Source organism: Tumebacillus sp. BK434 (assembly GCF_004340785.1).
Lineage (GTDB): Bacteria > Bacillota > Bacilli > Tumebacillales > Tumebacillaceae > Tumebacillus_A.
Map to the genome: position 1 here is coordinate 73,220 of NZ_SLXS01000003.1, position 12,770 is coordinate 85,989.

The following is a 12,770-nucleotide window of genomic DNA, read 5'->3' on the forward strand; positions in this document are numbered from 1 at the left end:
TCCTCCGTCTCGCGCGGTCATCCTGATGCGTTCAGCTCCAGCCGCTCTCCGCCTGCATACAGCCGCACAGCTCCCCCGTCTCTCAGATCGGCCACGACCAACCGGTTCGCTCCCAGCACCGTTCCCTGCCCCTCCTGAACGACCAGCGCGGTATCCTCATCGATCCCGTACACCCGCTGCCACCCCGTCGCTTCTGCCAGGTGCAACATTCGCGCCAAGCGCCTGCGCTCGCTGAAATGCGAATCGAGCAGCCCATACGGAAACAGCCCCAGCCCGCCGCGGGGATTCCACGTCACATCGTCCGACCCTGCGCCGCCCGTCACCATCGGACCAACCGACTGGACGACCGCTCCCGCCGAGGTGCCGGCGACCAAGGCGCCTTTTGCAAAACGGGCGCGGATCACCGCCATCGCCCGGCTGTCCGTGTGATCCTCATGCAGAAGACAGGCCACGATCTTCGACTGGTCGCCTCCGCCGAAAAAATATCCCGTACGTGTCTGCACCAATTCCAGCAGCGCCGCATCGTCCCGCCTCCCAATCTGCCCCGCATGCAGCGGAATCCATTCTGCCTCCCGCACGCCGTAGCGCGCACAGAACAGCTCTTGGTAATACGCCCCGTTGGCTTCTGCTTCCTCAGGCTCTGACGCAGCCGTTACGATACCGATCTTCGCCCGTCCGACGCCCCCGGCCAGCTCGACGATCTTGCCGTACACCTCCGCGTTGTCCTCGCGCAAGGCGCCGCCTGCCAGCACCAGTTTTCCGTTCATAAAAAAACACCCCCATACCCGTCTTTTATGAGCGGGTGCTGAGGGTGAGAACTTACAGCATCTTTTGCAAAAACTGTTTCGCGCGTTCGCTTTGCGGATTGGCGAAAAATTCGTCCGGCGTGCGGTCTTCCACCAGGCGGCCTTCGTCGAGGAACAGGATGCGGTTGGCCACTTCGCGGGCGAACCCCATCTCGTGCGTGACGATCGCCATCGTGATCCCGGTGTGGGCGAGCGCCTTCATCACGTCGAGCACCTCTTTGACCATCTCCGGGTCGAGCGCCGAAGTCGGCTCGTCGAACAGCAGAGCTTCCGGCTCCATCGCCAGCGACCGGGCGATCGCCACGCGCTGCTTCTGCCCGCCGGACAGCTTGGTCGGGTAGACGTCCGCTTTGTCGACAAGTCCCACGCGCATGAGCAGCTCGCGCGCCTTTTCCCGCGCCTTGTCTTTGGACATGCCTTTGACTTTGATCGGCGCGTAGGTCATGTTGTCGAGCACCGTCATGTGCGGGAAGAGGTGAAAATGCTGAAACACCATCCCGACATTCTGCCTGACTTTCATGATCTCGTTTTTGCCGGCGGTGGTGATGTCCTGGCCGTCGATGTAGATCTTGCCTGACGACGGCATCTCCAGCAGGTTGAGGCAGCGCAGGAAAGTCGATTTCCCCGACCCGGACGGACCGATGACGGCGACGACCTCCCCCTTCTTGATCTCTGTGGAGATGTCTTTTAACACGTCCAGTTTGCCAAACGATTTGTAGAGCTGCTCCACCTTAATCACTGCGCCGCAACCTCCTCTCCAAGAGCCTTGCGCCAAACGTCAGCGCCATCACCATCACGTAGTAGATGATCCCGGCCACGATCAGCGGTTCGAAATAGATGTACTTCTCCGCCCCGACGATCGTCGCCCGGCGCAGCACGTCGGCCGCCCCGATCGTCGAGACCAGCGCCGACTCCTTGAGCAACGCGATGCTCTCGTTGACCAGCGCCGGCAAGATGTTCTTCAACGCTTGCGGCAAGATGATGTCGAGCATCATCCGCCGGTAGGGCACGCCCAGCGCCAGCGCCGCTTCGCGCTGCCCCTTGTCCACCGCCAAGATCCCGGCGCGGATCGTCTCCGAAATGTACGCCGCCGAGTTCAGCGAGAAGGCCAAGACCCCCGCTTCCAGCGCGGTGATCTGATAGCCGGTCAACTGCGGTGTCGCAAAATAGACGAGCGTCAGTTGCAGGATCAACGGCGTGCCGCGAAAGACGGACGTGTAGGCGATGCCGAACCAGCGCAGCACTTTGATGTTCGAAATCTTGAATAAGGACAGCACCGTCCCCCACAAAAAACCGAAAAACGCGGAGAGAAGGGTAAATTGCAGCGTGACCTTGATCCCTTCCAGCATGTAAGGGATCGAGGGCACGATGCGGTCAAAATTGAGATCCATGCCCGGCCACCGCCCTCCGATTATTCTGCTGCATCAAACCAATTTTTCGCAAAGGTATCGATCTGGCCACTGTCTTTCATGCCTTGCAGCGCTTTGTTGAAATCGGCGGTGATCTTCGAGTTTTTCGGGAAGGCGATCGCCGAGCCTGCTTCGTCGGTGTTCGGGATCGTGTTGAATTCCAGATCCGGATTGGCTTTGACAAAACCTTTCGCCACCGTGTCTTCGATGATCGCAGCATCCACGCGGCCCGCTTTGATCTCCTGAATGATCTCGCCCGTCTTGTTCAGCGGCACGATGTTCAGGCCTTTCATGTCTTTGGCTGCCGTCTCTTGGATCGAGCCGAGCTGCACGGCGACTTTTTTGCCGGAGAGGGTGTCGGCCGTCTTCAGGTTGGCGCCTTTCTTCGCGACGATCGTGTTTTTCGCTTCATAGTAGATGTCGGAGAAGTCGACGCTCTGCTTGCGCTCTGCGGTCGGGGTCATGCCCGCCATGACAAAATCGACGGTGCCTGCCTGCAGCGCAGGAATCAGGCCGTTGAAGTCCATGTCTTTGATCTCCAGTTGGTAGCCGAGCTGATCGGCGATGCTTTTCGCGATGTCGACGTCAAATCCGGCAACTTCGCCGCCCTTGGCAGTATCGTGGAATTCGTACGGCTTGTAGTCGGCCGAGGTGCCCATCACAATTTTCTTCTTCCCGGTGTCACCGCCGGTGTTGGTGTTGTCATCGGTGCCGCAGGCGACGGTGCCCAGGGCAAGCACTGCGGTCAGTGCGATCGTGCAGAGTGTTTTGAACCGTTTCATCGTATGTTACCTCCTGGTATCAGTGCTGTATTTTAATATGCGATACGAATGGGCATTTCATGAATAACGTTTTGTATCATACACCCATTTTGCATATTCATGCAATAGGTTCGATTTATATAAAACTTTTCTGATAGTTTGGCACAGGGTATGATAAAGGTATCCAGAACGAGGAAAGAAGGTCGCGACAACATGGAACAGAAGTGGACGCAGTATTTTTCCGGGCAGCTCGAAGCGGTGCTGGCCGAGTTGAAAACCTACGTGGAGCTGGAGACGCCGTCCGACGACAAGGCGCGGATCGACGAGTTGGGGGAGTTGATCGCCGCGCGGTTCGCTGCGCTTGGCTGCACGGTGGAGAAGATTCCACAGGCGGTGCAGGGCGATCAACTGCGCGTGACCTACGGCGAAGGTGAAGAGCAGATTCTCGTGCTCGGCCATTTTGACACGGTCAAAGAAGTCGGGACGCTCGCGGCAGAACCGTGGCGCATCGAAGACGGCAAAGCGTACGGCCCCGGCACGTATGACATGAAGTCGGGCATCGTGTTTTCCTATTTTGCCTTGAAGGCGATGATCGAGCAGGGGATCAAGCCGCAGAAAAAGCTCGTCTTCTTCTGGAACACCGACGAAGAGATCGGCTCCCCGTCCGGCACGGCGCCGATCGTGGAAGAGGCGAACAAAAGCGCCTTGGCGCTGGTCATCGAGCCTTGCTACGGGGACGGCTACCTGAAGACTTCGCGCAAGGGCGGCGGCGTGTTTACCGTCCGCGCCAAAGGCCGGGCCGCGCATGCCGGCAATGAGCACAAGATCGGCATCAATGCGATCGCCGAACTGGCCCATCAGATCGTGACGATCCAAGGCTGGACCGACTATGAAGCGGGCACGACGCTGTCGGTCGGCAAGATCATCGGCGGCACGACGTTCAACGTCGTACCGGAACATGCGGAGATGGTCGTCGATGTGCGCGTGCAGACGGCCGCCGAGTCGGAGCGGGTGACAAAGTTGTTCGCCGACCTGCAGCCGGTGCTGCCGGGCGCAGAGCTGCACGTCAGCGGCGAGGTCGACAAGTTCCCGATGGAGCGCACGGCGGGCACGGAGCGGCTGTATCTGCATGCGCAGGAGCAGGCGAAGCTGGAAGGCTTCGAGCTGAAGGAGATCGGCGTCGGCGGGGTCAGCGACGGCAACGTGGCCGCTCTGGCCGGCATCCCGATCCTCGACGGGCTCGGCCCGGTCGGCGACGGTGCGCACGCCTCGCATGAACATATCGTCGTCGACGAAATCCCGCGCCGCATCGCGCTCCTGTTGCGGCTGTTGGCGACGCTGTAAGATGCGCAAACTGCCGACACAGGAACTCTTGGCGATCTTGAGCGTCTATGACTTCTACAGCTGGGACGAGCGGGAGGCGCCCCGCCAGTTTTGGTTTGTGCAAGACTTGGGCCAGCCCGATTTTTACAAAGGCTGGGGTCTGGACGCCGTGGAAAATCCGCAGGCTGAGCGGCCGCTGACGGTCGAGGAATGGCTGGAGTATGAAGAGCGCTTCTTCAGTTGGCTGAAGAGCCGGGAACAGCTGCTGCTCCCGGCGATCGTCACGCCGGAGCTGACCAACTGGTGGGAGCCGAACCTGCTCCGCGACTGGATGCTGCCCGACGCCGAGCGCTGCCGGGACCTGCTCGCCGAAACAGGCGTGATTCACCTCTCGCCGAGCCTCGACCCCGACCTGCGCGGGGCGCTGGTTGAGACGTGGGAAGAGCTGGTCATTTTAGGCAAGATGGCGGTGCGCGGTCTGCCGCTCCTGTTCTTCAGCGGCGGGAAGCGCGTGTACCGGCTGACCGAATACCTGACCGTGCTGTTGGAAGAGAAATAAAAAGAGCAGCCTCTGTGGCTGCTCTTTTGTGTTTAGTTCTGACGCTCCGGCAGAGAGCGCATGTATCCGTCGCTCAGCCTCAAGAGCTCCAGCGCCCGCGTAAACTGCGCCTCGTAGTCGGACACTTTCTCCGTCTCCTCCTGCGTGGCCAGCGAAACCGCTTTTCCGTCATAGTAGTTGAGGCCCGGCACAAACAAAATCTCGTTGTTCAAAAACGACCCGGACGGCAAATAAAACCGCTCCGGCAGCACGTTTTTGCTGTAGTTGAACAAGTCTTGCCCGAAGTGAATCTGATCGTCCAGCTTCACGCCGAGCAGGTTGGCGATCGTCGGCATCATGTCGACCTGCCCGCCGGTGGTGGGCACTTCCTGCGCTTTCAGACCCGGCGCTTTGATGAACAGCGGCACGTTAAACGACTCCAGCGAGGTGTAGTCGGTCTGCAGCCAGTCGGCCATGAACGCCGCTTCCGTCTCGTTCAGCGCGCTGCCGCCCATGCCAAAATGGTCGCCGTACAGCATGAGCACCGTGTCATCATACAGTCCGTTCGCTTTCAACAGGGAGATGAAGTGGCCGATCTGCGCATCGACGTACGCCGCCGATTCGATGTAACCGCCAAGCGGCGTGCCTTCCAGTTCCGGCGGAATGGTGAACACGTTCAATTCCTTCGGCAGTTTGAACGGATGGTGGCTCGACATCGCGATCAGGTTGGCGTAGATATGCTTGCCGCTCGCCTTCATCTTCTTCAGCTCCGGCACCGTTTTCTCGTACAGAATGCGGTCGGACGCGCCAAACGCGACTTTCTCCTCTTCGCCAAAGAACTGTTTGTCGAACGTCTTGTCAAAGCCCAGCGCTTCGTACAACTGGTCGCGGTTCCAGAACTCGATGTCGTTCGTGTGGAACGTTGCGCTTTCGTAGTTGTACGGCTTGAGCAGTTTGGCCATGCTCGGGATGTCCTTGTTGCCAAAGCGCTGTGACATCGCATAATCGCCGACCGGATAGATCGACGTGTTCAGCATAAACTCGGCGTCCGAAGTGTTGCCCTTGCCGACCTGCTGATAGAAGTTCGGGAAATAGGCGCTTTCCTTGCGCAGCTTGTTCAGGTTCGGCGTGACTTCCTTCCCGTCGATCTCAAGGCCGATCAGGAAGTTCTGGAACGATTCGAGCTGCACGACGACCACGTCTTTGTTCTTGGCGACGCCGAAATACTGCGGCTTTGCCACCGGATCGAGGCCTTTCAGTTCGAAGATGCGCTCCTGCGTAATCTCGCCGATCTGCTCTTCCTCCTGCACCACGCCGCCGACGGCGAGCGCGAACTGGTAGTTGAAGACGCCCATCTGCTCCGCCTTTTTCATCTCGTTGACGATCTCCTTCTGATCAACCTGCCAGATCGACACGATGACCGCCACCAGCGACAACAGCGAGACAGCCGCGTAGTTCAGGCGGCCGATCTTCTTGTTTTTCGGCTGGAATTTCTTGTAGAGGAACAAGAAGGCCAGATCGGTGAAGAACAGCAGGTACCACGGATTGAAGATCTCTTTGATGCTTTCCGCAACTTCCCCGACCTGTCCTGCCTGCCCCAGCGCCTGGTAGGTCAGGAGCGTGCCGTAAAAATCATGGTAGATCGCGATGCTTAAAAACGCGAACGAGAAGATCCCGCTCGCCAAAAAGTACACGGGCAGCCTGCGCTTCCCGGCGATCAGTTCGATCAAAAAATGGACGAGCAACACAAACGGCAGCTCGCGCAAGAGCAGAATCTTGACGTTGATCTCGCCAAACACCAAGTTCTGAAACACGGCGATCTTGGCCAAAAATGCAACAGTAAAGATCATAAACGGATTCATCATCAGCAGCCCGTCTGCCTCCCCTCTTGAAAAGCGGCAACCAACCGGCAAAAGAGCAACCTATGCCGGCTGCCCTTTTGCGATTTCCCCTTGTTGTCGTTTCATGTTGACTTTCCCTTGTGATGTCCCAAGGTAGATCGCAAAAAATGCCATCAGAAAACCAATGCCATGCACCCAGGTAATCGACTCGCCGAGCAGCAGGACGGAGAACAGCAGGCTCATGATCGGCATCCCGTTCAAAAACATCGCCGTCCGCCCCGCTCCGATCAGGCGAATCCCGGAGTTCCACCAGATCGCACCCAATGCTGTCGCGACCCAGCCGGAGAAGATCAGCACGCCCCAGACGAACCAATCGGCCGGCAGTGCGGCAACTTCCCCCGTGATGAAGCTCTTTCCCCCGGTGAAGCACAGCAACAGCACCGTCGCCAGCACGTGGCTGTAGCCGGTCACGACCATCACCGGAACGGTCTGGGTTGCTTTTTTGATGATCAGCCCGGAGATCACGTAGACCAGCATCGACAGGAAGATCAGCAGCTCGCCCGTTCCGAACGCCAGCGACGCCGTCTGTTCCCAGGAATCGCCGAAGATGACGAGCGCCACCCCGAGCAGCCCGAGCACGAGTCCGCTGATCTTGCGCCACGTCAACGCTTCACGGAAAATTGCAAACGCAAGCAGCGAGGTCATCAGCGGATTGAGGCCGAGGATCAGCGACGATGTGGACGCATCGGTCGTCTGGATCCCCGCGCCAAGCAGGATCTGATGCAAGAAGATCCCGCTGACCGCGATACCTGCGATGTACAGCCATTCTTTTAACGAAAGCTTTACAAAACCGTACATCTTCCATACTACCACACCGAGCAGCACTGCGGCTGCTCCAATTCGATACGTGGCAAGCTCCAGCGGCGGAAAGAAGCCGGACAGGTATTTCACCATCACGACATTCAGGCCCCAGATGATGACAACAAATAATAGCAGTGACTTGGCCTTTTTTTCCTCGTGCACCTTGTGTCCACTCTCCCAGCAAACGTTCCTTCGCAATCCGAAACATTTTCTAATAGAGCATATTATACACGTCGCCAGAGCGAACGCAACAGCATTTTCTTGGCAAGTCGTGTTCGCATGGCAATCACAAAAAAAGGGGGAATTTTCATGCAACGGTTGGTGCAACAGACGATGATCGCGGTGCCGCCCGAGTAGCTCTGGCGGGCGTGGACGCAAGAGTCGAGCCTGAAATCGGCTCTGGAAGCAGGCGAAGGCATGCTCTGCTGCGCGCCGGAGAGATCATAGAGCGCCGCGCTGCCAGCTATCAGGCGTCAAAAGCGCATCTCCCGCTGACAGCTTGTCTTGGTTACTACGAAGAAGAACCCTCGCCAGCGATGACCGGAGAGGGTTCTTTCGATAGATAGATCGAATCAGTTCGAAGGTTGGTGCGGCCCGACGGTGACTTGAGTCATCTTGTCTGTGTCGAGCACTTCGTGGGCGAGGCGCAGCGCTTCTTCCACCGTCACCGCGTCGAGCTCGGCGATGTCCTGCTCGTACTGGCGGTAGGTGCCGAACAGCAGTTCATCGTCGATCAGCTTGTGGACTTTGTTGCCGAGCTGGTCGCTGCTCATCAGCAGGCTCGATTTGAGCATCGCTTTCGAGCGGAGCAGTTCGTCGGCGGTAATGTCCGCTTTTAATTTGAACAGTTCGGACTGGATCTCGGCGAGCACGCGGTCCGTCTCGGACGGCTGGCAGCCGGCGTAGATCATGTAGCTGCCGACGTGCGGCCAGCCGGAGTAGGAGCCGTCGACCTGATAGACCAGTCCCAGCTCGTTGCGCAGGCGCTGGAACAGGCGCGACCAGGAGTCGCCGCCGAGGATCGTCATCGCCACGTCAAACGCGGGCAAGTCTTTGCGCGTCACTTCCGGCGCCCGGAAGCCGAGGAAGACCTGCTCTTGTTCACAGTCCTCTTCCTCATGGCGGACCTTGATCTGCGTGAGCGGGACTTCGTGCGGTGCCTTGCGGGTGCGGGTCTCGCTGCCAAAATGCTTGCCGATCACTTCGACCACCTGCTCGTGCTCGACATTGCCGACGACGCCGACGATCAGGTTGTCAGGCGTATAATGCTCTTTGGCGAATTCCAGCACGGTGCTGCGCGTCAAGCCGTCGAGCGAATCGGGCGTGCCGATCGTCGGATGGGCGAAGTCGCCGAGCAGCGCATGATAGGCGAGGTCTTCCCCCCACGCGGACGGGTCGTCCTGGATCATCTTGTATTCTTCTTGGATCACGTCTTTTTCTTTGTCGAACTCCTCGGGCGGGACATGGAAATTGGCGATGACGCCGGCAAACACATCCAGTCCCTGCAGCACCGTCTCCGCCGGTCCGTCCAGCTCATAGGTGGTCGACTCGAAGCCGGTCGACGCGTTGGTCGAGCAGCCGAGCCGGGCAATCTCGTTGCCAAATGCCACCTGATCGAGCTCCGGCGTCCCTTTGAACACCATGTGTTCGAGGACGTGCGCCACCCCTTGGATCTTCGTCGGCTCCTGGCCGGAGCCGATCCCAAAGCGCAGATGCGCCACGGCGCCGCGCAGGTAGGGTGTGCGCTCCGTCACGATCTTCAGCCCGTTCGGTAACACTGTCTTGCGAATCAAAGGGAGATCACGCTCCTAACTGAGCACTTTTGTAAATTCTTCTTCTTTAAAACCGACCGTCGCCTTCCCGCCGTGCACGAAGATCGGGCGCTTGACCAGCATGCCATCCGTTGCCAGCAAGTCGAGCATCTCCTCTTCGCTCATCGTCTTCAGCTTGTCCTTCAAGCCGAGTTCACGGTACTTCTGCCCGCTCGTGTTAAACAGCTTCTTGATGTCGAGACCGCTCTTGGCGAGCACTTCGCGCAGCTCTTCCTTGCTCGGAGGCTGTTCTACGATATGACGGTCCGCAAAGGATACGCCGCGCGCTTCCAGCCATTTTTTCGCATTGCGGCAGGTGCTGCATTTGGGATATTGAAGAAAAAGGGACTCTGCCATTTTTCGTCGCCTCCTTATGTATATGACTGACAATGCCCCCAATGTATCATGTTTGTCCCGGTTTGTCTAAATGTACGTCCTGTGAACGTGACGGGGGCAACAGTTTTTTCGCAGATTTCAGGGTATGCTGGAAGCATACACCATACTACGGCAAAGGATGATGAAACGATGTACCAAGAACCGACTCATGACGAGCTGCGCAACTGGCTGACCGAGACGAAGATCATTGCTGTCGTCGGCCTGTCCGACAAGCCGGAGCGCACTTCTTACCTGATCGCCGAAACGATGCAGCAGCGCGGCTACCGCATCATTCCGGTCAACCCGATGGTGGAAGAGGTATTAGGTGAGACTTCTTATCCCACACTGGAAGATGTGCCGGAAGGAATCGACCTCGTCAACGTCTTCCGCAGAAGCGAGGAGCTGTACAGTGTGGTGGAAGCGGCGATCAAGGCAGGGGCAAAACGCATCTGGGCGCAATCGGGCGTCTATGATGAGCAGGCGGCCGAGCTCGCCAAGCAAAACGGCGTGGAGATCGTGATGGACCAATGCATCGCCGTCGCGCACACACAACTGGTAGGAGGAAAATTCTGATGGCCAAACTCGATTTTTACTTCGACTATAACTGCCCGTGGTGCTACCTCGCAGCGTTCACCGTGCGCGAGCTGGCAGCAGAGGGCGTTGCGATCGACTACCATGTCTGGAAGATGCCCGAAGACGCCACCCCGCCGCCGAAGCCGGAAGGGTATATGGAAGCGGCCGGTCTGAAGCTGCGCGAACTGCGTGAACAGCTAAACGTCAAGCTGTCCTCCCCGATCCAAAAAGAGACGATCCCGGCACTGACCGCCACCAAGGTCGCCTCCGCGATGGGCAAGGCGGAAGCGTTCGTCGAAGCGGCGTTCCGCGCGCACTGGGGCGACAAGCAGGACATCTCCGAGGAGTCCCTGCTCGTGCAAATCGCTGCCGAGATCGGCCTCGACGCTGACAAGTTCCAGAGCGCTCTGCGCGACGGCAGCGGCCGCGCGGCAATGGAAGCAGATCTGCAAAAGGCGAGAGAGCTGAACATCGACACGATTCCGTCCTATTTGAACGGCGGCATGCGCCTGTTGATCCACCATTTTGAAGACATGCCGACCCTCGAACAGCTCCGCCAATTGGCACAAACCGAATAAACTGCACATGAAGAGACGTTTTCCGAAAAACGTCTCTTTGTTGTAAAATGTTAGAAATTCCTTAATGCTTTTGAAAGCTTGACATTATTCTGGCAAGTTGTAAACTTGAAATATGAAACCGATTGGAAAATCTAAATTTTTCCAGTCGGTAATTGGGCTTTGATTCAGGCTTCGCATACGCTTCGTAGAGGGGAAGGTAACACACAACTATATGGATACTTTGCGTTATGTTCAACAGTTTGGACGTTCGAAAAAAGACAATTTGAAACCCAGCTTGCTCAGCAAGTATCATGTGGGTTCCATTATTGAAGTTTATCCCTTTCGCATCATGGATTTCGGTTGCTTTGCGTCCACTTCAGACGGGCTGAGCGGTTTGATTCATAACAGTGAGATGTCGTCGGTGATGCAAAACAACTTGCAAGAGATGATCGACAAGCAAGTGCCGATCACCGTCCGCATTAATAAATTCGACCGCCGCACCGGAGAGATCGCCTTCTCGCTGGAGAATAAAGAAAAGACTTCCGTTCATATTGAATCCGCCCTGCAGCATGAGACGTCCGCGATCGAAGAGCGCCCGGCAACAAGCGACGCTCCGGAGACTGTCGTCGCTTCTGCCGAGCCGGAAACGGAAGTGGAAGGCGAACTGCAGCCGCACCAGTTCAAGATCAACCAGCCGGTGCATCCGGAACCTGCTCCGCAAAAGTCGATCGCCTCCGACCTGTCCGCCCGCCTCGATCAGGAGACGGCCGACATTCAGAAGTTTTTGGAAGGCGTGCTCAAGCAAGAGCTCTCCCCGGTGGCCCGCAAGATGCTGCGCGACTTGCTGCAAAACACGTCCACCTTCCGCTTCACCTATGCAATGCAGACCGCCGTCGATGCGTTTGAGCCTGATGTCGGCGTTCAACTGATGACTTCGATCGAGCGCACACTGCGCGAGAAAGCATAAAAGAGACCTTGCGGTCTCTTTTTTATTTCATCATTTTCAAGCGCGAGCCGAGCAGGTCGTCGATCATCTTCAGCTTCGGGTCGTGAGTAAAATCGTGCCCGTCACCAAAATAGTGGCGGTAGAGTTCTTGGGCGCGCTTGTAGTCTTTTTTCACATAGAGCGAGAAGATCTCTTCGAGCTTCACTTCGTTCGACATCGCGTATTGGACGTTTAACTCGTGCGCGTCGCGAATTTCACGGCGGAACTCGCCCATCTGCATGTCGAGCTCATGCGCGGTATCGGCGGCGCGGCGCAGGGCGGCCCGCATGTCCACCGGAATCTTCTCGTCGTATTTGTAGCGCAGTTCGTGCTCGTTCGTCGCCCAGAAGTTCATCGCCAGCGTGCGCAACTGGATCTCGCAGAACGCTTCCTTTTTCAAGGGTCCGTGATAGGTCGGGTAGCGCACGATGATGTGGATCGAGCGGTAACCTGAATCTTTCGGATGCGCGATATAGTCCTTCACTTCTTCGACGACAAAGTCTTCGCGCTGGTTGAGGATCTCCTGCACTTCCCGGATATCTTCGATATAGCGGGAGACGAGGCGCAGGCCGGCAATGTCTTTCACGTTTTGCTCCACTTCGTCGATCCAGTTGCCGACGCCGATCTGCACGCCTTTCTTCTCCGCCTTTTTCAGCATCGACTCGGTCGATTTGACGCGGCCGACGACGTATTCGATCGGCGAGTAACCGTTTTCCTGCAGACAGCCGTATTTGATGCCTTTGAGTTTGACTTTCAGTTCATCTATCGTTTGCTGGTACGGTGCTTTCATCCGGGCCAGTTTTTCTAAATCGCCTTTACTCGGCATGTAATTCTTGATCATTGTTTCCCCCACCGATATTGAAAATCTTTGACACTATAGAAATTCAATCCCTTGTACCATTTTCCTCCCTGCCCGGCACCTTTTGTCAC

The 12,770-nt window shown here is 57.3% G+C and carries 14 protein-coding genes; 5 read left to right on the top strand and 9 right to left on the bottom strand.

The features are described 5' to 3' along the window. Window positions 1-17 precede the first annotated feature (17 nt). The 4 genes from EV586_RS08540 to EV586_RS08555 are packed head-to-tail and all read right to left on the bottom strand — an operon-like array spanning window position 18 to window position 2,997. The gene (locus tag EV586_RS08540) at window positions 18-767 is read right to left on the bottom strand and encodes a cyanophycinase (protein ID WP_132944681.1); all 750 of its coding nucleotides are present in this window, start codon (window positions 765-767) and stop codon (window positions 18-20) included. 52 nt (window positions 768-819) lie between these two features. Continuing rightward, window positions 820-1,545, bottom strand: a complete 726-nt coding sequence (locus EV586_RS08545; RefSeq protein WP_132944682.1) for an amino acid ABC transporter ATP-binding protein — start codon at window positions 1,543-1,545, stop codon at window positions 820-822. Then, window positions 1,538-2,197: an amino acid ABC transporter permease gene (locus EV586_RS08550; RefSeq protein WP_132944683.1), complete on the bottom strand. Its 660-nt coding sequence runs from the start codon at window positions 2,195-2,197 to the stop codon at window positions 1,538-1,540. The genes EV586_RS08545 and EV586_RS08550 overlap by 8 nt, the downstream gene beginning before the upstream one ends. 20 nt (window positions 2,198-2,217) lie before the next feature. After that, complete coding sequence (locus EV586_RS08555; protein ID WP_132944684.1) at window positions 2,218-2,997, bottom strand: transporter substrate-binding domain-containing protein; 780 nt, start codon at window positions 2,995-2,997, stop codon at window positions 2,218-2,220. A 192-nt stretch (window positions 2,998-3,189) separates the two neighbouring features. Here EV586_RS08555 and EV586_RS08560 point away from each other — a divergent pair, with 192 nt between their 5' ends. Both EV586_RS08560 and EV586_RS08565 read left to right on the top strand, forming a co-directional pair. Beyond that, window positions 3,190-4,320 carry a M20 family metallopeptidase gene (locus tag EV586_RS08560; RefSeq protein ID WP_132944685.1) on the top strand — a complete coding sequence of 377 codons (1,131 nt, stop codon included), beginning with the start codon at window positions 3,190-3,192 and terminating at the stop codon, window positions 4,318-4,320. A 1-nt stretch (window position 4,321) separates the two neighbouring features. Then, entirely contained in the window at window positions 4,322-4,858 is a 537-nt protein-coding gene (locus EV586_RS08565; RefSeq protein ID WP_132944686.1) for a hypothetical protein, read from the top strand. A gap of 32 nt (window positions 4,859-4,890) precedes the next feature. On the opposite strand, the gene EV586_RS08570 is transcribed toward EV586_RS08565, so the two are convergent. From EV586_RS08570 to EV586_RS08585, 4 genes are all read right to left on the bottom strand, one after another. Continuing rightward, window positions 4,891-6,702, bottom strand: a complete 1,812-nt coding sequence (locus tag EV586_RS08570) for an LTA synthase family protein (protein WP_132944687.1) — start codon at window positions 6,700-6,702, stop codon at window positions 4,891-4,893. 57 nt (window positions 6,703-6,759) lie between these two features. Continuing rightward, window positions 6,760-7,701, bottom strand: coding sequence for a DMT family transporter (locus EV586_RS08575; protein WP_132944688.1), 942 nt, complete (start codon window positions 7,699-7,701; stop codon window positions 6,760-6,762). Window positions 7,702-8,111: 410 nt separating this feature from the next. Next, entirely contained in the window at window positions 8,112-9,332 is a 1,221-nt protein-coding gene (locus tag EV586_RS08580; protein WP_132944689.1) for a M16 family metallopeptidase, read from the bottom strand. A gap of 15 nt (window positions 9,333-9,347) precedes the next feature. Further along, a complete protein-coding gene (locus tag EV586_RS08585; protein WP_132944690.1) occupies window positions 9,348-9,707 on the bottom strand; it encodes an arsenate reductase family protein in 360 nt (119 codons plus the stop codon). 168 nt (window positions 9,708-9,875) lie between these two features. Between EV586_RS08585 and EV586_RS08590 the strand changes: the two genes are divergently transcribed. From EV586_RS08590 to EV586_RS08600, 3 genes are all read left to right on the top strand, one after another. After that, window positions 9,876-10,298 carry a CoA-binding protein gene (locus EV586_RS08590; RefSeq protein ID WP_132944691.1) on the top strand — a complete coding sequence of 141 codons (423 nt, stop codon included), beginning with the start codon at window positions 9,876-9,878 and terminating at the stop codon, window positions 10,296-10,298. Beyond that, window positions 10,298-10,876: a DsbA family oxidoreductase gene (locus EV586_RS08595; RefSeq protein WP_165898441.1), complete on the top strand. Its 579-nt coding sequence runs from the start codon at window positions 10,298-10,300 to the stop codon at window positions 10,874-10,876. The genes EV586_RS08590 and EV586_RS08595 overlap by 1 nt, the downstream gene beginning before the upstream one ends. Before the next feature lie 211 nt (window positions 10,877-11,087). Continuing rightward, complete coding sequence (locus tag EV586_RS08600) at window positions 11,088-11,822, top strand: S1 RNA-binding domain-containing protein (RefSeq protein WP_132944693.1); 735 nt, start codon at window positions 11,088-11,090, stop codon at window positions 11,820-11,822. Between the two features lie 22 nt (window positions 11,823-11,844). Here EV586_RS08600 and EV586_RS08605 read toward each other — a convergent pair whose 3' ends face one another. Beyond that, window positions 11,845-12,681, bottom strand: a complete 837-nt coding sequence (locus EV586_RS08605; protein ID WP_132944694.1) for a GTP pyrophosphokinase — start codon at window positions 12,679-12,681, stop codon at window positions 11,845-11,847. Window positions 12,682-12,770: the final 89 nt, after the last annotated feature.

What these genes read in the sequence shown, in the direction of transcription:
- EV586_RS08550 (WP_132944683.1), bottom strand. Translation starts at nt 2,197, where the DNA reads ATGGATCTCAATTTTGACCGCATCGTGCCCTCGATCCCTTACATGCTG.
- EV586_RS08570 (WP_132944687.1), bottom strand. Translation starts at nt 6,702, where the DNA reads ATGATGAATCCGTTTATGATCTTTACTGTTGCATTTTTGGCCAAGATC.
- EV586_RS08560 (WP_132944685.1), top strand. Translation starts at nt 3,190, where the DNA reads ATGGAACAGAAGTGGACGCAGTATTTTTCCGGGCAGCTCGAAGCGGTG.
- EV586_RS08605 (WP_132944694.1), bottom strand. Translation starts at nt 12,681, where the DNA reads ATGATCAAGAATTACATGCCGAGTAAAGGCGATTTAGAAAAACTGGCC.
- EV586_RS08595 (WP_165898441.1), top strand. Translation starts at nt 10,298, where the DNA reads ATGGCCAAACTCGATTTTTACTTCGACTATAACTGCCCGTGGTGCTAC.
- EV586_RS08565 (WP_132944686.1), top strand. Translation starts at nt 4,322, where the DNA reads ATGCGCAAACTGCCGACACAGGAACTCTTGGCGATCTTGAGCGTCTAT.
- EV586_RS08540 (WP_132944681.1), bottom strand. Translation starts at nt 767, where the DNA reads ATGAACGGAAAACTGGTGCTGGCAGGCGGCGCCTTGCGCGAGGACAAC.
- EV586_RS08600 (WP_132944693.1), top strand. Translation starts at nt 11,088, where the DNA reads ATGGATACTTTGCGTTATGTTCAACAGTTTGGACGTTCGAAAAAAGAC.
- EV586_RS08555 (WP_132944684.1), bottom strand. Translation starts at nt 2,997, where the DNA reads ATGAAACGGTTCAAAACACTCTGCACGATCGCACTGACCGCAGTGCTT.
- EV586_RS08585 (WP_132944690.1), bottom strand. Translation starts at nt 9,707, where the DNA reads ATGGCAGAGTCCCTTTTTCTTCAATATCCCAAATGCAGCACCTGCCGC.
- EV586_RS08590 (WP_132944691.1), top strand. Translation starts at nt 9,876, where the DNA reads ATGTACCAAGAACCGACTCATGACGAGCTGCGCAACTGGCTGACCGAG.